Source organism: Streptomyces violaceorubidus (assembly GCF_000717995.1).
In the GTDB taxonomy this organism is placed as follows: domain Bacteria; phylum Actinomycetota; class Actinomycetes; order Streptomycetales; family Streptomycetaceae; genus Streptomyces; species Streptomyces violaceorubidus.
This window is the reverse complement of the sequence record NZ_JODM01000014.1, coordinates 91,386-114,724: the sequence shown is the minus strand read 5'-3', so window position 1 is coordinate 114,724 and position 23,339 is coordinate 91,386. Positions and strand designations below refer to the sequence as shown.

The 23,339-nt window shown below is 73.3% G+C and carries 23 protein-coding genes; 11 read left to right on the top strand and 12 right to left on the bottom strand.

Translation table 11 applies throughout. The annotated features are described in order from the left end of the window. The first annotated feature begins 213 nt into the window (after positions 1–213). Complete coding sequence (locus IE94_RS0118580) at positions 214–648, top strand: protease inhibitor (RefSeq protein ID WP_030185529.1); 435 nt, start codon at positions 214–216, stop codon at positions 646–648. A gap of 157 nt (positions 649–805) precedes the next feature. Here IE94_RS0118580 and IE94_RS0118575 read toward each other — a convergent pair whose 3' ends face one another. The 9 genes from IE94_RS0118575 to IE94_RS0118535 all read right to left on the bottom strand — a co-directional run bounded on the left by IE94_RS0118575 (position 806) and on the right by IE94_RS0118535 (position 10,259). Continuing rightward, positions 806–1,054 carry a CDGSH iron-sulfur domain-containing protein gene (locus IE94_RS0118575; protein ID WP_030185528.1) on the bottom strand — a complete coding sequence of 83 codons (249 nt, stop codon included), beginning with the start codon at positions 1,052–1,054 and terminating at the stop codon, positions 806–808. Then, on the bottom strand, positions 1,035–1,679 hold the full coding sequence (locus IE94_RS0118570; protein WP_030185525.1) for a HemK2/MTQ2 family protein methyltransferase: 645 nt from the start codon (positions 1,677–1,679) through the stop codon (positions 1,035–1,037). Before IE94_RS0118570 ends, IE94_RS0118575 begins: the two co-directional genes overlap by 20 nt. Before the next feature lie 30 nt (positions 1,680–1,709). Further along, positions 1,710–2,741: an iron-containing redox enzyme family protein gene (locus IE94_RS0118565; RefSeq protein WP_030185524.1), complete on the bottom strand. Its 1,032-nt coding sequence runs from the start codon at positions 2,739–2,741 to the stop codon at positions 1,710–1,712. Positions 2,742–2,796: 55 nt separating this feature from the next. Then, positions 2,797–2,976: a hypothetical protein gene (locus IE94_RS0118560; RefSeq protein ID WP_030185523.1), complete on the bottom strand. Its 180-nt coding sequence runs from the start codon at positions 2,974–2,976 to the stop codon at positions 2,797–2,799. A gap of 16 nt (positions 2,977–2,992) precedes the next feature. Then, complete coding sequence (locus IE94_RS0118555) at positions 2,993–4,027, bottom strand: Ppx/GppA family phosphatase (RefSeq protein ID WP_030185521.1); 1,035 nt, start codon at positions 4,025–4,027, stop codon at positions 2,993–2,995. Positions 4,028–4,057: 30 nt separating this feature from the next. Next, positions 4,058–6,880 carry an NHLP bacteriocin export ABC transporter permease/ATPase subunit gene (locus IE94_RS0118550; RefSeq protein WP_030185519.1) on the bottom strand — a complete coding sequence of 941 codons (2,823 nt, stop codon included), beginning with the start codon at positions 6,878–6,880 and terminating at the stop codon, positions 4,058–4,060. A 1-nt stretch (position 6,881) separates the two neighbouring features. Further along, complete coding sequence (locus IE94_RS0118545) at positions 6,882–9,104, bottom strand: NHLP family bacteriocin export ABC transporter peptidase/permease/ATPase subunit (RefSeq protein ID WP_030185518.1); 2,223 nt, start codon at positions 9,102–9,104, stop codon at positions 6,882–6,884. Further along, positions 9,101–9,907 (bottom strand): HlyD family efflux transporter periplasmic adaptor subunit, encoded by an 807-nt coding sequence (locus IE94_RS0118540; protein WP_030185515.1) that lies wholly within the window; start codon positions 9,905–9,907, stop codon positions 9,101–9,103. Before IE94_RS0118540 ends, IE94_RS0118545 begins: the two co-directional genes overlap by 4 nt. 136 nt (positions 9,908–10,043) lie before the next feature. Further along, positions 10,044–10,259, bottom strand: a complete 216-nt coding sequence (locus tag IE94_RS0118535) for a hypothetical protein (RefSeq protein WP_030185506.1) — start codon at positions 10,257–10,259, stop codon at positions 10,044–10,046. 581 nt (positions 10,260–10,840) lie between these two features. Between IE94_RS0118535 and IE94_RS0118530 the strand changes: the two genes are divergently transcribed. The 5 genes from IE94_RS0118530 to rfbB all read left to right on the top strand — a co-directional run bounded on the left by IE94_RS0118530 (position 10,841) and on the right by rfbB (position 16,831). Further along, positions 10,841–12,082 (top strand): S1 family peptidase, encoded by a 1,242-nt coding sequence (locus tag IE94_RS0118530; RefSeq protein WP_030185505.1) that lies wholly within the window; start codon positions 10,841–10,843, stop codon positions 12,080–12,082. Between the two features lie 317 nt (positions 12,083–12,399). Beyond that, positions 12,400–14,913 carry a SpoIIE family protein phosphatase gene (locus IE94_RS0118525; RefSeq protein WP_030185503.1) on the top strand — a complete coding sequence of 838 codons (2,514 nt, stop codon included), beginning with the start codon at positions 12,400–12,402 and terminating at the stop codon, positions 14,911–14,913. A gap of 93 nt (positions 14,914–15,006) precedes the next feature. Continuing rightward, positions 15,007–15,426, top strand: coding sequence for a CBS domain-containing protein (locus tag IE94_RS0118520; protein WP_030185501.1), 420 nt, complete (start codon positions 15,007–15,009; stop codon positions 15,424–15,426). Positions 15,427–15,522: 96 nt separating this feature from the next. Beyond that, positions 15,523–15,702 carry a hypothetical protein gene (locus tag IE94_RS0118515; RefSeq protein ID WP_030185500.1) on the top strand — a complete coding sequence of 60 codons (180 nt, stop codon included), beginning with the start codon at positions 15,523–15,525 and terminating at the stop codon, positions 15,700–15,702. Positions 15,703–15,856: 154 nt separating this feature from the next. Beyond that, a complete protein-coding gene (gene rfbB, locus IE94_RS0118510) occupies positions 15,857–16,831 on the top strand; it encodes a dTDP-glucose 4,6-dehydratase (protein ID WP_030185498.1) in 975 nt (324 codons plus the stop codon). Between the two features lie 15 nt (positions 16,832–16,846). On the opposite strand, the gene IE94_RS0118505 is transcribed toward rfbB, so the two are convergent. After that, positions 16,847–17,431, bottom strand: coding sequence for a hydrolase (locus tag IE94_RS0118505; RefSeq protein WP_030185497.1), 585 nt, complete (start codon positions 17,429–17,431; stop codon positions 16,847–16,849). Positions 17,432–17,553: 122 nt separating this feature from the next. On the opposite strand from IE94_RS0118505, the gene IE94_RS0118500 reads away from it, so the two are divergent. Continuing rightward, the gene (locus IE94_RS0118500) at positions 17,554–18,054 is read left to right on the top strand and encodes a metallophosphoesterase family protein (protein ID WP_030185495.1); all 501 of its coding nucleotides are present in this window, start codon (positions 17,554–17,556) and stop codon (positions 18,052–18,054) included. 238 nt (positions 18,055–18,292) lie between these two features. Here the strand turns inward: IE94_RS0118500 and IE94_RS0118495 are convergent, their stop codons facing one another. Continuing rightward, a complete protein-coding gene (locus tag IE94_RS0118495; protein ID WP_030185493.1) occupies positions 18,293–19,561 on the bottom strand; it encodes a YncE family protein in 1,269 nt (422 codons plus the stop codon). 181 nt (positions 19,562–19,742) lie between these two features. On the opposite strand from IE94_RS0118495, the gene IE94_RS0118490 reads away from it, so the two are divergent. Then, positions 19,743–20,405, top strand: coding sequence for a TetR/AcrR family transcriptional regulator (locus IE94_RS0118490; protein WP_030185492.1), 663 nt, complete (start codon positions 19,743–19,745; stop codon positions 20,403–20,405). A 60-nt stretch (positions 20,406–20,465) separates the two neighbouring features. Here the strand turns inward: IE94_RS0118490 and IE94_RS0118485 are convergent, their stop codons facing one another. After that, a complete protein-coding gene (locus IE94_RS0118485; RefSeq protein WP_030185491.1) occupies positions 20,466–20,831 on the bottom strand; it encodes a nuclear transport factor 2 family protein in 366 nt (121 codons plus the stop codon). A 173-nt stretch (positions 20,832–21,004) separates the two neighbouring features. Between IE94_RS0118485 and IE94_RS0118480 the strand changes: the two genes are divergently transcribed. The 3 genes from IE94_RS0118480 to IE94_RS0118465 all read left to right on the top strand — a co-directional run bounded on the left by IE94_RS0118480 (position 21,005) and on the right by IE94_RS0118465 (position 23,241). Then, positions 21,005–21,289, top strand: coding sequence for a hypothetical protein (locus IE94_RS0118480; protein WP_030185489.1), 285 nt, complete (start codon positions 21,005–21,007; stop codon positions 21,287–21,289). 234 nt (positions 21,290–21,523) lie between these two features. Further along, positions 21,524–22,612, top strand: coding sequence for an S-(hydroxymethyl)mycothiol dehydrogenase (locus IE94_RS0118470; protein WP_030185487.1), 1,089 nt, complete (start codon positions 21,524–21,526; stop codon positions 22,610–22,612). Further along, complete coding sequence (locus tag IE94_RS0118465; RefSeq protein WP_030185485.1) at positions 22,612–23,241, top strand: MBL fold metallo-hydrolase; 630 nt, start codon at positions 22,612–22,614, stop codon at positions 23,239–23,241. The genes IE94_RS0118470 and IE94_RS0118465 overlap by 1 nt, the downstream gene beginning before the upstream one ends. Positions 23,242–23,339: the final 98 nt, after the last annotated feature.

The window sequence follows — 23,339 nt, the reverse complement described above, 5'->3', positions numbered from 1 at the left end:
CCGGTCTCAATAATCGATCAAGAAACGCCCAGTTCCGGACTTGGAACGTTCTAAGTTCGTGACTTCACGCCACTGATTCAATACGCAAGGTTACCGAAACCCGTGGGGTCGAGATGAGTTTCGGTGCCGGACTCGGCAGACTCGCGCTCGCTGTTTAGGCCCCGACCGGGCCGGGCCGGCACCACCCTCGAAACGAGCGGAAGGATGCACACCATGCGGAACACCGCGCGCTGGGCAGCGACTTGGGGTCTGACGGCCACCACCGTCTGCGGGCCCCTCGCCGGGGCCTCCCTGGCCTCCCCGGCCACCGCCCCCGCGTCGCTGTACGCCCCCTCGGCCCTGGTGCTGAGCGTGGAGCATGGAGAGAGCGCTGCCACCGCCGCACCCCTGCGCGCGGTCACCCTGACCTGCGCCCCGACGGCCTCCGGCACCCACCCGGCAGCCGACGCGGCCTGCGCCGAACTGCGCGCCGCCCACGGCGACCCCGGCGCCCTGGCCGCCGAGGACACGGTGGTGTGCACCCGGGAGTACGCCCCCGTGGTCGTCACCGTCGACGGGGTCTGGCAGGGCCGGCGCCTCTCCTACGAACGGACCTTCGCCAACGAGTGCGTGAAGAACGCGGGCAGCGCGAGCGTCTTCACGTTCTGAGGGACCGGGACCGCCGGGACCGTGCGGCATTGCCGGCGCCTCGCCACTGGGGAGTGCGAGCGCCGCCGTACAGGACCCGCGGGCCCGCACCGGGGGCGGCGGACGGAGTGGGGCCGTCCGCCGCCCTCCCGCACCGGACCACGGGCCCGGCCGAGGCTCAGTTCTCCGCGGCCGGACCGTCACCGGGGCCGGACGACCGGGCGCGGTGGCTGGTGTCGCACCAGGGGTAGCGCCGGCTGCGCCGGCACGTGCACAGCGCCACCCGGAAGCGGTCGGAGGACACCGTCGTCCCGTCCTCCAGCTCCACCTCCACCGGTCCTTCCACCAGCAGCGGCCCCCGGCGCTGGACCTTGATCCGGCGCGGGGCGTCCGGCGGGCGCGGGGTCTCAGACGGGGAGTTCGGCACGGACGACCACCAACTCCTCCTCGCGGTCGGTCAGGGACAGCAGCCCGCGCTGCCGCAGCCAGCGCTCCCGGCCGCGCAGCACGGGCCCGAACGCGATCCGCCGCCGCCGGATCACCGAAGCCTTCAGGCCCGCCTCGCGCAGCAGCGCCTCGGTCCTCGCCGGATCGCTGAGGGCCGACTGCACGAGCAGCAGTACCCCGCCGGGACGCAGCAGCCGGGGCACCTCCAGACAGATCCGGTCCAGGACCATGCGACCGTCGCTGCCCGCGTCCCAGGCCCGCGCGGAACCACGCGTCCGGCGGCCGGAGTAGGGCGCCGGCACATACGGAGGATTGGCCAGCACCAGGTCGAACGTCTCCCCGCCTACCGGCGTGAAGAGGTTGCCGTGCCGGACGCGGATCCGCAGCCCGGCCCGGGCCGCGTTGAGCCGGGCGGCGCACACCGCGCGCCACGACACGTCCACCGCGGTGACCCGCCCGCCCCGCCGTGCCGCCGCCAGGGCGAGGGCACCCGTGCCGGTCCCCACGTCGAGCACGGCCGCGCCCGGTCGCAGCGACTCGTCGGACAGCGCCCCGGCCAGCAGGGCGGTGTCCTCCTGAGGGGCGTAGACGCCCGGTAGCACCATGAAATTCACGGATCCCACGTACCCCGGCCGTCACGAAGTATGAGGGATTTCCTCGCGAACACGGTGCGTGGCGGGCAGCGGCGTACGCAGGGACGACCGGCCCGCGCGCCAGTCGGCGAGCAGCCGGGTGCCCAGGCGCTCTTCGAGGTACCCGGTGGCGTCGATGCCGAAGACGACGTCCGCCGCGAGATGCGGTTCCTGCTCCAGCAGGCCGTCGATCACCTCGTGCCGCACGATCTGCTCGTGCACCGCGTCGGCCTCGACGTGCTCGTCGTAGAAGTGCTCGGCGGCCGGACCGGCACCGGTGCGGCGCATCGCCTCGGCGAGCCGCCGGGACCCGGGCGACGAGGTGATCTCCACCGCCGCGAAGTGCCCCACCAGCGCGCCGCGCAGCGACCGGTGCAGACCGAACAGGGACATCATGTTCACCGTGGCCAGGCACTCGGCCGAGGCCGCGTCCAGATGGGCCCCGTACGCCGCGTCCAGGTCCAGGTCCGTCATCAGGTCGGCGAACAGGCGGGCGTGCACCCGGTCGGCGCGGCCACCGCCGTACTCGTCGAACTCCACCGCCGCCATCGCCGCCTTCGCGCGGCCCCACAGCCGCGGCAGCACCCAGGCGTGCGGATCGGCCTCCTTGAGGTGGTACAGCGAGCGCTGCGCCGCGTACTCGCGCAGCTGCCACCACTCGCCCTCGTCCCGCAGGAAGTGGCTGACCCCCTCGCCGTGGACGGGCTCGACGAGCAGCGCCCCGACCGCGTCCGCCACACTGTCGTGGACCGGGGTGTCGGCCCGCAGGGCGGACAGGAAGCGCCGCTCCAGTCCGGCCCGCACGCCCAGCAGCCCGGGGTCCCACTCCAGGTCGGGGCGGACCCCCGCGAAGCCCCGGTAGTGCAGCTCGTAGCACTGGTACAGGGCGAGCTGGAGGTCGTCGCCGTACACGGGCGCGGCGGCGACGGCCTCGGGGGAGGGCAGTGGGCCCGTGCCGAGCAGATGTGCGCCGACGGCCTCGGAGAGCGGTCCCCGGGCCGTCGGCACCTGTGGTCCTTCGCGGTCGTACTCCATGGGCCGCGAGTACCCGGACACCGCCGCGGCACCCCCGGCCGCGCGGAGCGGTACGTCACTCGCCCTCGGCGTCCTCCTGGGCACCGGTGTTCGGCGAGGTGGCGTCGCCCGCCTCGCCCCGGCGCCCGCCCCGGTCGGACTCCGCGTCGCGGGGCCTGGCCTCCTCGATCTCGCGCAGCACCTCCTCCACCGCGGTCTCGGGCTGCTCGCGGTCGTGCTCGCCGTGCTGGGACATAGGGTCCTCCTTCTCCTCATACGGCTCGTTCGGGGGGCGTTGAGTGCGACGCGGACGCCAGACGCAGGGGCACCGGCGGCGGGGGAGCGGCCTCGTCGCTGCGGCGGACGACCTCGGCCCACCAGGACGGGCCGTCCTCGATGTGGCGCAGCAGGACGCCCTCACGGATCGCCCAGGGGCACAGCGCCACCGACTCGATACCGATCAGCTTCATCGCGGTGTGCCCCACCACGGCACCGGCCAGACTCTGTGCCGCGCGCGGTGCCGAGATGCCCGGCAGCCGGGCCCGCTCGGCGGCGGACAGCGCGGCCAGCCGGCCCACCGCCTCCCCGAGGTCCGAGCAGAGCATCCGCCGCTCCATGAAGGGCCCGTGCCGGCCCGGCGGCGCCCCGCACAGCCGCCCGAGCTGCTGGAAGGTCCGCGAGGTGGCCACGGCGGTCCGCGGCCCCTCCCAGCGGATCCGCGCGGCGACGTCCCGCAGCTCGTGGCGGACCCTGCGGCGCAACGCCCTGACCTCGTCCCCAGAGGCCGGGGCCTGGCCGCCCGCCAGGAACTCGTGGGTGAGCCGGGCCGCGCCCAGCGGCAGCGAGGCCACGAAGCCGGGCAGCCGGCCCCGCCCGAACGCGACCTCCAGCGACCCGCCGCCGATGTCCAGCAGGGCGAGCGGCCCGGACCGCCAGCCCATCCAGCGCCGCGCCCCGAGGAACGTCAGCTCCGCCTCCACCTCGCCCGGCAGGGTGCACAGCGGCACTCCGGTGCGGGCGTGGACGGTGCGCAGGACCTCACGCCGGTTCGGCGCGGCGCGCACCACGGCGGTCGCGAAGGCCAGCGGCCCCGACGCGCCCCAGCGGTCCGCGGTCACGTTCGCGTCGGCGACCGCCTCGACGAGCCGCTCCACGGCCTCCTCCGGGACCGGTCCACCCGGCCTGACCTGCTCCGACAGCCGCAGCCGCCACTTCGCGGTGTGCACCGGCAGCGGCACTCCGCCCTCGGCGTCCGCCACCATGAGCCGGACCGTGTTCGACCCCACATCCACCACGCTGATCCGCATGAGGGCAACAGGTACCCATTCGAGCGCCACTCAGGCCAGTTGCCGCCGCACCAGCTCGCGCAGCCGGCCGCCCGCGTCGGCGAGCAGCTCGGCCGGCGGGCCCTGCTGGGCGACCCTGCCGTCCTCCATCACGATCACGCGGTCGGCGTCCAGGACCGTGGACAGGCGGTGCGCGATCACGACACGGGTGGCGTTGAGCGCCTTGGTGGACTCGATCACCGTGCGCTGCGTCTCGTTGTCCAGGGCACTGGTGGCCTCGTCGAAGAACAGGATGCGCGGCCGGCGGATCAGCGCCTGCGCGATCATCAGCCGCTGCCGCTGGCCCCCGGAGACCGCGCCGCTGCCCGAGACGATGGTGTGCAGGCCCATCGGCATCCGCTTGATGTCCTGCGCCAGCCCCGCCATCTCGGCCGCGGCCATCGCCTCCTCGGGCGTGTACGGCTCGGTGCCGCAGATGACGTCCAGGATCGAGCCGGTGAACGGCTGCGCGTGCTGGAGCACCACCCCGCACTGCCTGCGCACCGCCGACCGGTCCAGCGCGGCCAGGTCCTGACCGTCGTACAGGACGCTGCCCGACAGCGGCCGGTCGAAGCCGATCAGCAGCCTCAGCAGTGTCGACTTGCCGCAGCCGCTGGGGCCGACGACCGCCACGAACTCACCGGGCCGCACCTCGAAGGACACGTCGTCCAGGACCAGCGGCCCGTCGGCGGTGTACCGGAAGGACAGCCGGCGCGCCTCGATCGCCCCCGACAGCGGCCCCGGCCGGGTGCTCGCCGTGCGCACCTCGGGCGCCGCGTCCAGCACCGGCCGGATCTCCTCGAACAGCGGCAGCGCCGCCACCCCCGACACGAACGCGCCGGTCAGCTGGGTGACCGAGGTCAGCAGCATCGTCACCGAGGCGTTGAAGGTGAGGAATTCCGCCGCGGACATCGAACCCCGCGCCGGCCCGGCGAGCAGCATGAACATCAGCAGCGTGCACAACGGCAGGTACACCGCCCCGAGCACCGCGTTCAGGTTCTTGATCCGCCCCGCCCGCTGCTGCAGCTCCCGGCTGTGGGCGAACCGCTGCGCCCACGCCGCGTAGGCGTAGTTCTCGGCCGCCGCCACCCGCAGCTTGGGCAGCCCGCGCAGCGTCTGGAACGCCTGGTTGTTCAGCTTGTTGGTGAGCTTCACCAGCCGGCGCTGCCAGCGCACCTGCCACAGTCCGAGACCGAGGAAGACCCCGGCCACGACCACCAGCATGCCGATCGCCGCCAGCGCCATCGGCACGCTGTACCAGAGCAGCAGACCCAGGTTCACCGCGCCGACGGTCACCGACTGGGCCACCGTGGGTCCGACCCCCGCGAGCAGTCTGCGGATCGCGCTGATGCCCATGGCCGCGCTCGCCAGCTCGCCGGTGGAACGCTCGGTGAAGAACGTCGTCGGCAGCCGCAGCAGCCGGTCCCACACGGCGGGCTGGAGGGTCGCCTCGATCCGGCCCTCCAGCCGCAGGATGGTCAGGTTCTGCACCAGCATGAACGCCGCCGCGACGACACTGCTCAGCATCACCGCGAGACACACCTGCACGATCAGCCCGGTCTGCGCCTTCGGCACGAACTCGCCGAGCACCCGGCCCGTCGCGATCGGCACCAGCGCGCCGAGCGCCACCGTCACCAGCCCGGCAAGCAGCAGACCGGTCAGATCACCGCGGGTGCCCGCCAGGCAGAACCGCAGCAGCCGCAGCGGACTCAGCCCGCGCTCCGGCAACGGCCGGTAGAACATCACGCCGCGCGGCTCGAACTCCCCGGCGTTCGCCTTCTCCACCGGCGTCTCACGACCGGTCGCCGGATGTACGGCCACATAGCCACCGCGCCGCCACAGCAGCGCCACCGGCGCCCCCGACAGGGTCCGGTACCCGACCAGCGGCCCCACGTCCTCCCGCCACCAGCGGTCCGCCAGCCGCACCGACCTGGTCCGCACCCGCGAGGCGAGCGCGATCCGCTCCACCGGATCGAGCCGGTCGCTCTCCGTGCCGCCCGGGGCCGGTTCGGCGAGCGGGATCCCGGCGGCGCGGGCGACCAGCTCGCAGACCGCGTACGTGGCGTCGGCGTCCGCGCCGGTGGTGCGCCGCGCCGAGCGCCTGCCGATGGAGGCCAGCAACGTCCGGTCGGCCTGCGCGCGCACCGCCTCACCGGCCTTGATTCCGGCCGCCGTCCGCGTCTCGTGGGTGCGCTCGACCTGCTCGATCCACCGGTCCAGGGTGGTCAGCAGCCGGTACTGCTGGTCGACCATGCTCTGCCACAGCGCCGGGTCCATCAGCAGATCGGCGGCCGCCTCCTCGCCGTACACCGCCCCGTACTGCACGCTCCCCGGCGGCACCTGCATCCAGAACACGTCGTCGTCGGTGGGCGCGCCGAGCCGCTCCCCGGCCATCGGCGCCTGGAAGAGGACGGTCAGGCCCCGGCCCACGCCGAGGGCGAGGGCGTACTCCAGCGGGCTCGTCGTCGGCGGCACGTACTGCGGGTTGCCGTACGCGTCGTACGACCAGGTCTGGGTGCTCGCCGGCTGGTACAGCTCGCGCAGGGCGATGCGGTGCACCACGCAGTCCCGCAGCGGACGCGCCACCAGGGTGTGCCGCGGCCCGGCGACCGGTCCGAGCAGCACCGAGCCCGCCTCCAGGCGCCCCAGGTGGTGCCAGTGGCCCTGTTCCCCCGCGTCGACCGCGAACAGGTCCACCGCGCCGGACGCCACCAGCCACAGCACCTGCGGCCCCTCCAGGTCGAGGCGGTTGAACCCGGCGCAGTCGATCCGCGTACCCAGCGGGCCGAGCGCCCCCAGGACCAGGTCGCCCGGCCCCTCCTGCACGGTCGTCATCTCACCGCTCCCTGACCAGCGCCGCGTAGGCACCACCACGCGCCACCAGTTCCTCGTGCCGCCCGCGCTCCACCACCGTGCCGTGCTCCAGGACGACGATCTCGTCGCTGTCCCGCACGGTGCTGAGCCGGTGCGCGATCACCACGCAGGCGCAGCCGCGCCGGCGCAGGTTGTCCATGACCACCAGCTCGGTCTCCGCGTCCAGCGCGCTGGTCACCTCGTCCAGGACGAGGATGCTGGGCCGCCGCACCAGGGCCCGCGCGATCTCCAGGCGCTGGCGCTGCCCGCCGGAGAAGTTGCGGCCGTCCTGCTCGACCGGGCTGTGCACGCCGCCCGGCCTGCGCATCACCACGTCGTACAGCGCGGCGTCCTTCAGGGCGTCCACCACGGCGTCGTCGGGGATCGACGGGTCCCACAGCGCCACGTTGTCGCGCACCGAGCCCTCGAACAGGAACACGTCCTGGTCGACGAAGGAGACGGAGGACGCCAGCGCCCCGCGAGGGATGTCGTCGAGCCGCTGCCCGTCGATGCGGATCACGCCGTCCCAGGGCGCGTACAGGCCCGAGATCAGCCGCGACACCGTCGACTTGCCACTGCCCGAACCACCGACCAGGGCCACCTGCTGCCCCGGCCCCACGGTCAGGTCGAACCCGGTGAGCAGGGGCTTGTCGAGCGGGTTGTAGCCGAAGGAGATGTTCTGCAACTCGACGTGGCCGTGCAGCCGACGGGCCGAGTCGCCGCCTCCCGGCCGGTCGTAGAGGGGGTCCGCCCGGAAGTTCTCCACGTCCTTCAACCGGGCCACGTCGGCCGCGAAGTCCTGGATACGGCCCGCGACGCCGTTCAGCCGGGTCAGCGGGGCCGTGAAGCGGACCACCAGCGCCTGGAAGGCGACCAGCAGACCGACCGAGATGTGTCCCTCGACCGCGCGCATGCCGCCGATCCACAGGATCAGCGCGCTGTTGAGCGTCGCCAGCGTCGGCGCGACCACACCCAGCCAGGCACTCGGCACCCCGAGCCGCTGCTGCTCCTCCAGCGTGGTGGCGTGCTGGCCGGCCCACTTGCGGAAGTATCCGTCCTCACCGCCGGTCGCCTTCACGGTCTCGATCAGCTGGAGGCCGGTGTACGCGGTGTTGGTCAGCCGCGCCGTGTCCGCCCGCAGCTTCGCCGCACGGGTCGCCCGCAACCGGATCACGACCCGCATCGCGAGGATGTTGAGCAGCGCCACGCCGATGCCGACGAAGGTGAGCTGCGGGTCGTACGTGTACAGCAGCACGGCGTACAGGACGACCACGATCGCGTCCACGCCCGCCGCGGCGAGGTCGCGGGCCAGTGTCTCGGCGACGGCGTCGTTGGACTGGAGCCGCTGCACCAGGTCGGCGGGGCTGCGCTGGGAGAAGAAGGTCACCGGCAGCCGCAGCAGGTGCCGCAGGAAGCGGGCACTGGAGAGGGTGGAGGAGATGATGCGGCCGTGCAGCAGGTTGGCCTGCTGGAGCCAGGTCAGCACCACCGTGAGCAGCACACAGGCGCCCATCGACGCGAACAGCACGCCGAGCAGCGAGGTCTGCCCCCCGATCAGGAACATGTCGATGTAGGTGCGGCTGAGCGCGGGCACCGCCGCGCCGACCGCCACCAGGAGCAGGCTCGCCAGCACGGCGGCGGGCAGGGTGCCGGCGGTGCCGCGCAGCCGGGCCGGCATCGCGCCGAGCACACCGGGCCTGCGGCCGCCCCGGGCGAAGTCCTCGCCGGGCTCCATGGTCAGCACGACCCCGGTGAAGGACCCGTCGAACTCCTCCAGGGACACGAAGCGACGGCCCTTGCCGGGGTCGTTGACGAACACCCCGCGCCGTCCGAACCGGCGGCCCATGCCGTCGTAGACGACGTAGTGGTTGAACTCCCAGAAGAGGATGGCCGGTGCCGTCACCTCGGCGAGGGCGGCCAGGTCCATCTGCATGCCCTTGGCGGTGAAGCCGTAACTGCGGGCGGCCTTCAGCAGGTTGCTGGCGCGCGAACCGTCACGGGAGACGCCGCAGGCGATCCGCAGCTCCTCCAGCGGGACGTGGCGGCCGTAGTGCCCCAGCACCATCGCGAGGGAGGCCGCACCGCACTCCACGGCCTCCATCTGGAGCACGGTCGGCGTGCGGACGGTCTTCGCGCGGCCCTTCGGCACGCTGCGCCTCGGCGGGGCGGCGCGGCGTCTGCCCCGGGTCTCCTGTGCGGTGCTCACGGCAGCAGCCAATCGACGGGACGCTGGTCGGCCAGCCGGATCGAGCCCGAGGCCAGGGTCATGGAGGTCAGTTCGAACGGCGGCCCGTCGGCCGAGGACCACTCGTAGCCGCTCTTCGTGGACTTCGAGACCGCCAGCTCCACCGTCACGGCCACCGGCCTGCCGTCCTCGGTGAACTGCTCGCCGAGCTGGCTGTCCCCGAGGAACGCGGCGATCGTCTGCGCCGACTGGGCCGAGCGGTCGACCGCCTTCACCTCGCCGTGCAGGACGCCGTACTGCTGCGTCGGCACCGACTGGACGGTCAGGTCGACCGAGGCGTGCGCGGGGATGGCGGCGGCCTTCTCGGCGGGGACGTACACGGTGGCGTAGAGGGGGTCGTCGGTGTGGGCGACCTTCTCGACCGAGGCGACGTTCGCGCCGGTACTGATGATCTGCCCGACGGTGGCCGCGAGCGCGCTGACCCGGCCGGCGTCCACCGAGCGGACCACCGTCTCGCCCTCGGCGGTACGGACCTTCAGCACCGGGGCGTCGGCGGCCAGCCGCTGCCCGGGGCGCGCCAGGACCGCGGTCACCTGGCCCGAGACGGGACTTTGAAGGAGGTAACTGCCCTGTCCGTGGGTGAGGACGGCGGGGGCGGAGACCGTGGAGGTCACCGAGCCGCCCACGGCCCACACGGACGCGGCGGCCATCGCGACCACGGTCACGGACAGCACCAGCCAGCCCTGGGGACGGGCGAAGCGCACCGGGAGATCGAGCTCCTCCGGTGACTGGAGTTTGGCGAGGGCCTGTTGGCGGAACTGCACGGCTGACGGATCCCGGGCTCGAGGAGAACGGCCGAAGTACGAGAACGGCCGACGTACAACAACGGCCGAGGTGTGAGAACGGCCGAAAAGTCCCGGAGCCTGGACGGCTCCGGGACTCAGCGACGCGAGGGCGCGATCAGAGACCGGCGACCAGGTTGGTGACCGGGGTCGTGTTCAGGCCGGTGACGCCCTCGATCGTGCCGACGGCCGTGTTGAGCAGGCCGGAGACCGGGGCGACGCCGTCCACCAGGCCGGTGACGGTGCCGACGGCGTTCACGTTCAGACCGCCGGAGACGTTGTCGAGGTCGGCGTCGGAGATCTCGACGGTCTCAACCTGGGGGGTGGAGTTCATGATGGAACTTCCCTTCGTATAGCCATTTCACAAGGGGGGAGCGGCCCCCTCTGGGGACAGATGACGGCCGCGACCGCGGGCGCCGGGCGCCCGTTTCCCGAGCCCTCCGCGGCCCCCGCGGTGCGATGGATCAAAGCACGCGGCCGGTCCGGGATTCCAATCAATCACCGCTCCCACCAGCGCACTTGCGACCCCGGAGCACCCAAGCGTGCAGGAGCGCGCACGGCTTCGCGGCGACTTCTTCACACCGTGCGCGACATCGGCTCGTGCGATCCCTTGCCCCCGGGGAGGTGATGGGGGCACTCCGCCCCCAAAGGCGTACCGCCCCCCGCCGGCTTGTGCAGATGCTCCAACGAGAGTGACCGGGTTGGGCATTCGATGTGCAGATTCGCTGAAGCGGCCATTCCGCTCCGCGCCCACCACGCTGTGTCGCCGGGCGGACGCGGAGGGTGCCGATCCGGTGCGGCTCGGCGGGCCGGTTGAACGCCCCGGCCGACCCGTGCGTACCCACACCCGTCCGGGCGCCCCCCACAACTGCCGGACCGGCGGGCACGGACCCCGGTCCCAGGAGGTCGAGCAGGTTGAGTCACAAGCGAATCCCGAAGCGCAGGGCCGCCATGGCGGCGGGCGGTGTGGTGGCGCTCGGCGCGGCCGCCATCCTGCTGCCGAACGCCAACGCCTCGCAGGACGGAGGCTCCTCGGACGACGCCGCGGCCGCGCCCAGGACGCTCAAGGCGGCGGACGCGCCGGACCTCGCCGCACGCCTCGCGGGGCTGCTCGGCGACACCTTCGCGGGCTCCTACTACGACTCCGGCGCCCGGCGACTCGTCGTCAACGTCGTCCCCGGCGACGACAACGAGGTCCTCGCCCAGGCCGAGAGGGCGGGCGCGGAGGTCCGCGAGGTCGACAACACCATGGGGGAGCTGAGGAGCGGCGCGCAGACCCTGAAGTCCGAGGCGAGCATCCCGGGAACCTCGTGGGCGATCGACCCGCGCACCAACAGGATCCTGGTGACCGCCGACAGCACCGTCACCGGCGAGCGCTGGGACCGACTGGAGTCCACCGTCGAGGGCCTCGGCTCCGGCAGGGCGACGGTCAGGAAGTCCGCCGGCACCTTCAAGACCTTCGCCTCGGGCGGCGACGCCGTCTTCGGCGGCGGCGCGCGCTGCTCACTCGGCTTCAACGTCACCGCGGGCGACGGCTCGCCCGCCTTCCTGACGGCCGGTCACTGCGGGGTCGCGGCCGACCAGTGGTCCGACGCGCAGGGCGGGCAGCCGGTCGCCACCGTCGACCAGGCGGTCTTCCCGGGTGAGGGCGACTTCGCGCTCGTCACCTACGACGACCCGGCGACCGAGGCACCGAGCGAGGTCGACCTCGGGGACCAGACCCTGCCCATCAGCCGGGCCGCCGAGGCGACGGTCGGTCAGGAGGTCTTCCGCATGGGCAGCACGACCGGGCTCGCCGACGGCCGGGTCCTCGGCCTGGACGCCACCGTCAACTACCCGGAGGGCACGGTCACGGGTCTCATACAGACCGACGTCTGTGCCGAGCCGGGCGACAGCGGCGGCTCCCTGTTCACCCGGGACGGACTCGCGATCGGCCTCACCTCCGGCGGCAGCGGCGACTGCACGGTCGGCGGCGAGACCTTCTTCCAGCCGGTGACCACGGCCCTGGACGCGTTCGGCGCCACCCTCGGGGGTGAGGCCGCCGGTGCGGGTGATGCGGGTGATGCCGATGACGCGGGTGCCGACGGCGCCGGTGCGGGTGGGAGGAGTGACGGTGCGGCCGCCGGCGGTGGGGACGGTTCGGGGCTGACGGGGTGATGGGCTGACGCCCGGTTCTCCCGCCATGGACCGCCGACCGACCCTCGACGGGGCCGGGCGGCGGCCGGTGGCAGGCTCCCGGCCTTCGCGCACCCGTACGACAGGAGCCGCGGGCACCGGTCCGCTCGGCCGGGCCGCTCCGCCCACGGGCCGCGCTCCTGAGACAGCCGGGCATGTCCCTCACGCGGGGCGCTCGGACGCCGCCCCCAGGCCCACCGGCAGGTCCTCACGCGTACCCGCCCGCAGGCGCGAAGCATCCGTCCGCGAGCCTCCGCTGCGCCCCTGATCACCGGAACCCGTCCGCAGGGGCTGCGCAGATGTCCCATAAGCGCTGTAATGGCGAGGTGGTGAGAGAGGGCGCTGCGGAACGCGGACCGAGGACGCTGCGTGCCGAGGACGCCCTGAAGGCGATCGCCGCCGGCCCGTGGCCGGAGCAGCGGCTGCGCGCGATCCTCGAACAGGCGCTGGTCTTCGCCGGCGCCTCCTTCGCCGGGCTCTACGCACCCGGAGACGACCGCGAGCTGCTCTGCCTGGTCGAGTCGGCCGGAGTACCACGCACCCTGTACGGCGTCCGCGACAGCTATCCCGCGTCGGGCGGCTCCCCGGTAGCCGACGCCCACCGCGCTGGCGAGGCGGTGTGGATCGGGCCGGAGGAGTTCGCCGGATCGGCGGAGTCGCGGCACGTGCCGTCCAGCGGCTTCTCGCTGGCCGTCCTGCCCGTACGCGGGGACGGCGGCGGCTGCCTCCTCGCCCTGACCGAGCACCCGGACGGGTTCGACGCCGACGGCCGCACGTGCCTGGAGTCGATCGCCGAGGCGATGACCTGCCCCGCCCCGGCCGGCACCGCCTCGACCGCCGGGAGCACCGGCCCCGCGGGGCCGGTCGAGGGCGGCGAGCTCCAGCCGGACGCCTTCACCCTGGCCATGGACACCGGCCGTGCGGAGGTCGGTGACGACATCCTGCGTCTGTTCGGCCTCGCCCCCGAGGAGTTCGACGGCAAGGTGGAGACGCTGCTGGGCCTCACCGTGCCGGAGGACCTGCCGTCGCTGATGTCGGTGACCGAGTCCGACCACATGACCATCGGCGAGCGCGAGCTGGAGTTCCGGGTGCTGCAACCCACCGGCCCGCCGAAGTGGCTGCGGCTCAGCGGGCGCCTGCTGCCCGGCGGCGACGGCAGGCCCACCCTCCTGGTCGGCACCGTCGCCGACGCCTCCACACTGCGCCCCGACGTGACCGACGTGGCCCGCGTCCAGCGGCTCGCCGCCGCGCTCGCTACCGCCGGGACCGTCCGCGACGTCAGCCAGGCCGTCGTCGCCGCCCTGCGCAGACCGCTCAGGGCCGACCGGATCGCGCTGGCCGAGCTGGAGAACGACCGGCTCGTCGTCACCGTCCTCGACCCGCCCGACCCCGAGTCCTGGCCCGAGCTGTGGCGCCTGGAGTGGCGCACCGAGTGGCCGGACGCACCGGTACGGGCCATGCCCACCCTCGCCGCCGCGCTGCGCGAGGGACGCGCCCGGATCTGGCCCGCCGGCACCGGCGACCTGGAACCGGCCCTCGCCGACGTCGGCCCCGGCGGCCTGGCCGTGCTGCCGCTGCCCGCCGGCGGCCGCATGGCCGGCGCCTGCCTGATCGGCTGGGACACCCCGCACGACTTCGGCCCCGACGAGCGCGCCCTGCTCACCGCCTCCGCGGGCCTGGCCGGACAGGCCCTGATGCGCGCCCACGCCTTCGACGCCGAGCACGAGCTGGTCGGCATGCTCCAGCGCCAGCTGCTGCCGCGCCGCCTGCCGAAGCTGCCCGGCGCGGTCGCCGTCGCCCGCTACCTGCCCAGCACGGCCGGCCTGGAGCTGGGCGGCGACTGGTACGACGTGATCCCGCTGCCCGACCACCATGTGGCCCTGGTCATCGGCGACGTCCAGGGTCACAGCGCCGGCGCGGCCACCCTCATGGGCCAGATGCGCACCGCCCTGCGCGCCTACGCCGTCGAGGGCCACCCGCCGGACGTGGTGGTCTCCCACGCCAACCGGCTGCTCACGGGCATGGAGACCGACCTCTTCGCCACCTGCGTCTATGTCGACCTCGACATGGAGGAGGGCTCCGCCTGGTGCGTGCGGGCCGGGCACCTGCCGCCGGTGCTGCGCCACCCCGACGGCTCCACGGAGATCGCGGAGGTGGAGGGAGGCCCCCCGCTCGGCGTGGTGACGCAGGCCGACTTCCCGATGAGCCCGCTACGACTGCGGCCCGGCACGCTGATCGCCCTCACCACGGACGGCCTCGTGGAGACGCCGGAGTCCGACATCGACGAGGGCATGGACCGGTTCGCGCACGCCCTGGCCGTCTCCGCCCCCGCCCACCTCGGACTCGTCGCCGACGCCCTGCTCGGCAACGCCCGCCGCAACGACGACGTCGCGCTGCTGCTGGTGCGCTACGACGGCATGGCCCTGCGCCCGCTGCGGGAGAGCTGGTCGGTGTGGCGGCTGCCCGAGGCCGTGCGGCACGCCCGCCGCTTCACCCGGCGCACCCTGCGCTCCTGGGAGGTGCCGGACGACGACATCGACGGCGTGCTGCTGATCGTGTCCGAGCTGGTCACCAACGCGCTGGTGCACACCGACGGCAAGGTGCGGCTCGACCTCACCCTGATCGGCGGCCGGCTGCGCGTCGCGGTCGCCGACGCCTCGCCGCGCACGCCCGTCAAACCGACCAGCATCGGCTGGGAGGCCACGGGCGGGCGCGGCATCCTCCTCGTCGAGGCGATGTCGGCGACCTGGGGGACGCTGCCGGTCAGCGGGGGCAAGCAGGTGTGGAGCGAGATCCCGGTGGGTGCCGGCTGAGCGTCCTCCGGTTGGGCCGCCGCGGCGCCGGGTACCCGCCCGGCCGCGCCACGAGCGAGCCGGGAAACGGGGAAGAACCCGGGAGGAGCACCCATGACCCAGTACGTCCGCGACGTCATGACCGGCGATCCGGTGACCGTCGAGCCGCTGACCTCGGTCGCGGCCGTGGCCCGCATCATGCGCGACGGGGACCTCGGCGCCGTCCTGGTCACGGAGGGCGACCGGCTGCGCGGCCTGGTCACCGACCGCGACCTGGTGGTCCGGTCGGTCGCCGAGGGCGGTGACCCGGAGCAGACCACCGTCGTCGGCGCGTGCAGCGACGACCCGGTCACCGTACGGTCCGACGAGGAGCTGGACCGTGCCGTCCGGCTGATGCGCGAGCACACCGTGCGCCGTGTCCCGGTCGTCGACGACGGCCGTCCGGTCGGCATCGTCTCCCTCGGCGATCTGGCCGTGGAGCGCGATCCGGAGTCGGCCCTGGGCGACATCAGCGCGGCCCGGCCCGGTCCCTAGGCGCCGCGGGCGACATGTGCCTGGTGTTTCGCGGTGCCCCGCCCGGGGACCCGCAGGGCGAGCGCACCACGCGGAACCAGAAGGAAGATGATGCCCGTGACCACGGACACCGGCGGCAAACCCGCCGTCCGTCGGCTGGAGACCGGCTGGTCGAAGGCCCGCCGCCTGCGGAGCAGGGGCGGGATGCGCACCTGGGTGCCGGCCGTCGAGGACGGCGGCGGCACCCGCGCACCGCAACCGGGCCAGGAGTCGAACATCGTCCGGGGCGAGGACTGAGCGAGCCCCGAGGGCGGTGACCCCGCCCAGCGCGCCGGCCTTCGTGCCGGCGCGGTGCGCGTTGCGGGCCGGTCGCGGACCGCCGAGGGCACGCCGGTAGCGTCGTGGACGTCCCGCACCGCCCGTCCCGACCCAGCAAGGCACACAACCGCTCATGAACATCCTGGTCACCGGCGCCGCCGGCTTCATCGGCTCCCACTACGTCCGCGGGCTCCTCGCCTCCGACGCGCCCGGGGCGCCGCGGATCACCGTGCTGGACGCCCTCACCTACGCCGGAACCACCGCCAACCTCGAACTCGCCCACCCCCGGCTGGAGTTCGTGCACGGTGACATCCGGGACGCGCCGCTGGTGGACAAGCTGACGGCCGAGGCGGACCAGGTGGTGCACTTCGCCGCGGAGTCCCACGTGGACCGCTCGATCCACGCCGCGTCCGACTTCGTCCTCACCAACGTCGTCGGCACCCAGAACCTGCTCGACGCCGCCCTGCGCCACGGCGTGGCGCCCTTCGTGCACGTCTCCACCGACGAGGTCTACGGCTCCGTCGACTCCGGCTCGGCGGCCGAGGAGTACCCCCTGCGGCCGAGTTCCCCCTACTCCGCCTCGAAGGCGTCCGCCGACCTGCTGGCCCTCTCGTACCACCGCACCCACGGCCTCGACGTGCGGGTGACCCGGTGCTCCAACAACTACGGCCCGCACCAGTTCCCCGAGAAGCTCGTGCCCCTGTTCGTCACCCGCCTCCTGGACGGCCGCCGGGTCCCGCTGTACGGGGACGGACGCAACGTCCGTGACTGGCTGCACGTGGACGACCACTGCCGGGGCGTGGACCTGGTGCGCACCCGGGGCCGGGCCGGCGAGGTCTACAACATCGGCGGCGGCACCGAGTTGAGCAACCGCGAGCTCACCGGCCTGCTCCTCGACGCCTGCGGCGCGGGCCCGGAGCGGGTCGTGCGCGTCGAGGACCGCAAGGGCCACGACCTGCGCTACTCGGTCGACTGGAGCAAGGCCCGCGAGGAGCTGGGCTACCGCCCCCGCCGCGACTTCGCGGCCGGGCTGGCCGAGACCGTCGCCTGGTACCGGGACAACCGGGCCTGGTGGGAGCCGCTCGCGCGGCGCACCGAAGCGGAGTGAGAGGCGTCCGGCCCGTCAGCGGTGCGTCTTGGCCAGCAGTTCCAGGATCTCCCGCGTCGAGCCCGTCTCGCCCAGGCGCGGGAAGATCCGCTCGACACTGCCGCGGTGCGCCTCGGCGCTCATGTCGCTCATGGCGTCGGTGGCGAGCGTGACGTGGTAGCCGTGTTCGTGGGCGGCGCGGGCGGTGGACTCCACCCCGATGCTGGTGGCGATGCCGCAGAGCACGATCTGGGTGACGCCGCGGCGGCGCAGCCCGACGTCGAGGCCGGTGCCGTGGAAGGCGCCCCAGTTGCGCTTGGTGACGGTGATGTCCCCGGGGTGCCCGGCCAACTCGTCGACGACGACGTCCCAGCCCTCGGGCCGCGGGCCGCCGGCGCCGCCGGCCTCGGTACGGCCGGGCACGGCGTCCGCCCCGTCGGGGGCGAAGGAGACCCGGACCAGCACCACGGGCAGGTCGCGGGCCCGGAACGCCTCGGCCAGTTCGGCGCTGCGGGAGACGACCTCCGCGCCGGTGTACGGCGCGGTGGGCGCGGCGACGATGCCGGCCTGGAGGTCGATCACGACGAGGGCCGTGCGGGGGTCGAGGGCGGTGACGGCCATGGGGTGGTGCCTTTCGGATGGTTCTCACACGGTTCGGTCGCGATCGACGTCCCACCGTAAATTCCACAGGTAAGACTGTCCAGTGCGACTGCACAGTTTTACCTGTCGATTAAGCTGGAGGCGTGCGCCTGCTGATCACGTCCGACACCCACCTGCCCAAGCGCGCCAAGGAACTGCCGGCGCCGCTGCTGGCGGAGATCCCGCGCGCGGACGTCGTCCTGCACGCGGGCGACTGGGTCGACACGGCCACCCTCGACCTGCTGGAGAGCCGCAGCCGCCGGCTCCTCGGCGTCCACGGCAACAACGACGTACCCGCGCTGCGCGCCCGGCTGCCCGAGGTGGCGTACGCGGACCTCGGCGGCCTGCGCTTCGGCGTCGTCCACGAGACGGGCGCCGCGCAGGGCCGGGAGGCCCGCTGCGCCGCCCGCTTCCCCGACCTCGACGTGCTCGTCTTCGGGCACAGCCACATCCCCTGGGACACCACCGCGGCCACCGGCCTGCGACTGCTCAACCCGGGGTCCCCGACGGACCGGCGCCGTCAGCCCTACCGCACCTACATGACCGCCACGGTCGCCGACGGCAGGCTGCGGGACGTCGAGCTGCACCGCCTGCCCCCACGGTGAGCGGAGGCCGACAGCGGGACGGGCGGCACCCGTGGGGGCGCCGCCCGGTGCGGACCGGGCCGCTCCGTGTCGCGGGAAGCGGCCCGGGCGCTTCTTCTGGAGTGCGCTGTCACGGACCTCCTTCCGGGGCAGTGGTGTCGAGGACATGCATGCCTCATCCGATGCGGGGCGACTACCCGCGCCCGGCAGGCTCACACCTGCCGCGGACGACTCTCCGGGCCCGGGTCGCGAGCGGGTCTCAGCCGGCCGACGGCCCCGTCCAGCCCGCCGCCACATGACCGATCCGCACCCGCTGCGGGTGGTCGCCGACGGGGACGGAGACCGACTTCTCCCCGGTGGCGAAGTCGATGGCCGTGACCTGGTCCGCGCCGCTCTCGGAGACCACGCAGTGCCGGCCGTCGCCGCTGACCGTGGCCCAGTAGGGCTTGGCGGCGGCCACCAGCGGGCCCTTCCGCAGCGTGCCGCGGTCGACGACCGTCGCGTAGTCGTCCATCGTGCCCGCGACGCAGATCTTGGCGCCGTCCGGACTCATCGAGAGGCCGTGGTGGCGCGAGTCGTTGACCCAGGTGGTGCGGTCCTCGCTCGTGGCGGGGTTCTTCGGCAGGGTCTTCGTCCGGGTGATCCGGTCGGTGGCGACGTCGTACTCGAAGAAGCCGTTGAAGAACGAGACCTGGAAGTACAACTTGGACTCGTCGGGAGAGAAGACGGCGGGCCGCACCGCGTCCGAGTGGTCGCCGAGGCCGATCGCGTCGAGCCGCTCACGCATGTCGACGACCTTGACCTGCTGGTACGTCCTCGCGTCCACGACCGTGATGCGCCGGTCGCCCTTCGTCCAGTCGAGCCAGGGGGCGTCGAGCGCGGTGTTCACCTCGCCGATGGACATGTTCCAGATGTACCTGCCGTCGCGGCTGAAGATGTTCTCGTGGGGCTTGTCGCCGGTGCCGAACGAGCCGACCTGCTCGCCCGTCTCGATGTCCAGGACGTGCACGGTGTTGGAGGTCGACGCCGAGACCGCGACCCGGGTGCCGTCGGGGGAGACCGCCATGTGGTCGGAGCGGTACCCCGAGACCGGGAATCGCCAGTTGATGTCGCCGGTGGCGAGGTCGAGGGAGACCACGTCGGCGAAGCTCGGCCGGGAGGCGAAGCTCGGCCGGGAGACGACCACCGAGGCGCCGTCCGGCGTCGAGTACATGTCGTCGACGAACTGGTCGTGTCCCTCGCCCACGCCGTTGCGGATGGCCTGGAAGTAGATCCACTTGATCGGGTCGGCGTTGATCTCCGCCATCCGCTCCGCCCTGTCCGGGACGACGTCGATGCGGCCGATCCCGGCGAAGTCGCCGGTGGACCGGATGACGTCCGCGGTGCCGTCCCAGTTGTTGCCGACGAACATCACCTCGCGCAGGCCGGCGCGGGCGTCCGGGGCGGCCGAGGCCGTGGCGGCAGGGACGACGGTGAGGGCGAAGGCGGTGGCGACGGCGCCGAGGTGCCTGGTCGTGAAGGCGGGCATGCTGCTCTCCTCCGGCAGGGGGCGTGGTGGGGGTGATGGAGCGCTGGAGCGCGCAGTCTGAACACAGCCGCTTTCAGAGTGAACTTACTGCAAAGTAAGGAATGGGTGCCCTTCTCCACAAGGTCGCGGACACGACAAAATCGGCCGAGCGGGCGGGAGTTGGCACGAGGGAGGAGAGCGGGTGGCGGGCAGGCTCAGGGCGCCGACGGGCCGCTACGGCGGCAAGTCCGCCGCGCAGCGGCAGGCCGAACGCCGCCGGCGCTTCCTCGACGCGGCGCTCCAGTTGTTCGGCGACGCCCCCGGTTACCGCGCCACGACCGTCGCGGCCCTCAGCGACGCCGCCGGTCTGTCCACCCGCCAGTTCTACGAGGAGTTCCGCACCCTGGAGGACGTACTCGCCGCGCTCCACCTCCAGGTCAACGCCTGGGCCGAGGACGCCGTCCGTGCCGCGGCGCAGGGCGCCCGCGATCTTCCGCTGCCCGAGCGCGCCGCCGCGATCTTCCGCGCCTACGCCGCCGACGTCACCGGAGATCCGCGCCGGGTCCGCATCACCTTCGTGGAGATCATCGGCGTCAGCCCGCGCCTGGAGGAACAAAGGCTGGCCCGCCGTGCCCGCTGGGTCGACCTCATCTGCGCCGAGGCCCGCTCCGCCGCGGTACGCGGGGAGGCGGCGCCCCGCGACTACCGGCTCGCCGCCACCGCGTTCATCGGCGGCGTCAACGGCCTGCTGCACGACTACAGCGCCGGCTGGGTGGACGCCACCCTCGACGAGGTCGTCGAGGAACTGGTCCGCCAGCTCCTGGCACTGCTGCGCCCACCCGGCTGGAACCCGCCGACGCGCTGACCACCCCCGCCGGCGTCCAGGACGGCCATGTCGTCACCCTGGGCGCCCGTGGGCCCCGGACTACTCGTCCCAGGCCTGGATCGTGGTCTGCTCGACGATCTCGCCGTCGCGCAGCGACAGCATCGACTCGGAGAGGACCCGCACCCCGTCCGGATAGGTGCACGCCTCGCTGAACGCCACCTGGTCGCCCTGGACCACGCACCGCTCCATCCGGTGGGTCATGTCGCGGCTGTAGACGTCGTCGAGCATCTCGGCGATCTCGTCCCGGCCGTGCAGGACCTTGGGTCGGCTCGGCTGGTCGTACCGGTCGACGATGCGGACCTCCGCGTCCCGCGCGTACAGCGACAACAGGGGTGCCGCCGTCTCTCCTTCGATGCCCCGGCGCAGCGCTTCGGTGTCGAAGCCGGGACCTGCCGTGGTGCTCATGACGGCCTCCTCACAGGGCCGCGGGCCCAAGGGGGGACGGGCCGCCGTGGCCCTCTCCTTCGAGCTTCCTCCGTCCCGGCGCCCACGGCAACGGCATCCGTGACACTCGTCCTCCCGGGTGAGCGGCGCCGCCCGCCCGTGTCCGCCCCCGGGCCGCCCGCGTTGCTCAGCACATGATCTCAACACGACGTATCGTCGCCGTCGTCGGACTCGCCGCCGGTGTCACCGGACTCGCCGCCCCGATGGCGAGCGCGGCCGGCGGGGGCCCGCTGGGCACGGAGAAGCTCAGCGTGACGAACACCCTCGACACCCTCGCGGTCGGTGACATGCCCGCCGAGGACCGTGCGCAGATGCCCCTCCCGTCCCAGCAGCTGCACCGGCTGCAAGACCTGCAGCAGCTCCAGCAGGTCACCGGCCTGGTCTCGCCCCTCTTCGGAGCCGTCCCCGCCCTGGGCTGACACCACCCCGTGAGCCACCGGACGCCAGGAACTGGGTGGCCGCCCGCTCCGCGTTCAGCGGATCGGCGGTCCCAGTTCCCGGTGCGTGCCGACCGCACGCACCCGCCCCTCGCCCATCACCACGATCCGGTCGGCCGTGCCCACCCCGCGAACCGCCCCGTCACCTGCTCCTTCGCGATCACGTGCGCGTAAGGTCGGGGGGAATGCTGAACGGCCGAGGAAGGGGTCAGGACCATGGCGCAGGAAGTACGCGGCGTGATCGCGCCGGGCAAGGACGAGCCGGTGCGGATCGAGACGATCGTCGTGCCGGATCCCGGACCGGGCGAGGCCGTGGTCAAGATCCAGGCCTGCGGGGTGTGCCACACCGACCTGCACTACAAGCAGGGCGGTATCAGTGACGACTTCCCGTTCCTGCTCGGGCACGAGGCCGCAGGGGTCGTGGAGTCGGTCGGCGCCGGTGTCACCCACGTCGCCCCCGGGGACTTCGTGATCCTCAACTGGCGCGCCGTGTGCGGCAAGTGCCGGGCCTGTCTCCGCGGACGGCCCTGGTACTGCTTCGACACCCACAACGCCGAGCAGCGGATGACCCTCGCATCGACGGGTCAGGAGCTGTCCCCGGCGCTCGGCATCGGTGCCTTCGCCGAGAAGACCCTGGTCGCCGCCGGACAGTGCACCAAGGTGGACCCGGCCGTCTCCGCCGAGGTGGCCGGGCTGCTCGGCTGCGGGGTGATGGCCGGCATCGGCGCCGCCATCAACACCGGCAACGTCGGCCGCGGCGACACCGTCGCCGTCATCGGCTGCGGCGGCGTCGGCGACGCGGCGATCGCCGGGTCGTACCTGGCGGGCGCGTCGAAGGTCATCGCCGTGGACATCGACGACCGCAAGCTGGAGACCGCCCGGGGCATGGGCGCCACCCACACGGTCAACTCCCGCGAGACCGACCCCGTCGACGCGATCCGCGAACTGACCGGCGGCTTCGGCGCCGACGTCGTCATCGAGGCCGTCGGCCGCCCCGAGACCTACCGGCAGGCCTTCTACGCCCGTGACCTGGCCGGCACCGTCGTCCTCGTCGGTGTGCCGACCCCCGAGATGAAGCTGGAGCTGCCGCTGCTCGACGTGTTCGGCCGCGGCGGCGCCCTCAAGTCCTCCTGGTACGGCGACTGCCTGCCCTCCCGCGACTTCCCGATGCTCATCGACCTCCACCTCCAAGGCCGCCTGGACCTCGGCAAGTTCGTCACCGAGACCATCCGGCTGGACCAGGTGGAGGAGGCCTTCGACCGGATGCACGCCGGTGACGTGCTGCGTTCGGTGGTGGTGCTCTGATGGCCGCCCGCATCGAACGCCTCGTCACCTCCGGGCAGTTCAGCCTGGACGGCGGCACCTGGGACGTCGACAACAACGTCTGGCTCGTCGGCGACGACCACGAGGTCGTCGTCATCGACGCCGCTCACGACGCCGACGCCATCGCCGAGGCCGTCGGGGACCGCAGGCTCACCGCCATCGTGTGCACCCACGCCCACAACGACCACGTGGACGCCGCGCCCGCGCTCGCCGAGCGCACCGGCGCCACCATCTGGCTGCACCGCGACGACCTGCCCCTGTGGCGGCAGACCCACCCCGACCGGGACCCGGACGCGTGGCTGACCGACGACCTCGTCATCGAGACCGCCGGCGCCGACCTGACCGTCCTGCACACCCCGGGCCACGCACCCGGCGCGGTCTGCCTCTACGACCCCGGACTCGGCACCGTCTTCACCGGCGACACCCTCTTCCGGGGCGGCCCCGGCGCCACCGGCCGGTCCTACTCCCACTTCCCGACCATCATCGACTCGATCCGGGACAAGCTGCTGGTCCTCCCGCCCGAGACCGAGGTCCGCACCGGCCACGGCGACTCCACGACCATCGGCGCCGAGGCCCCGCACCTGGAGGAGTGGATCAAGCGCGGGCACTGATCGGCGCACGGGCGGCCGGCTCGCCCCGCCGCGCGGGACACGCGGTGGACGGGACACGCGGTAAAGGTGACAGAGGATGTCCGGTTTCCCGGGCACTC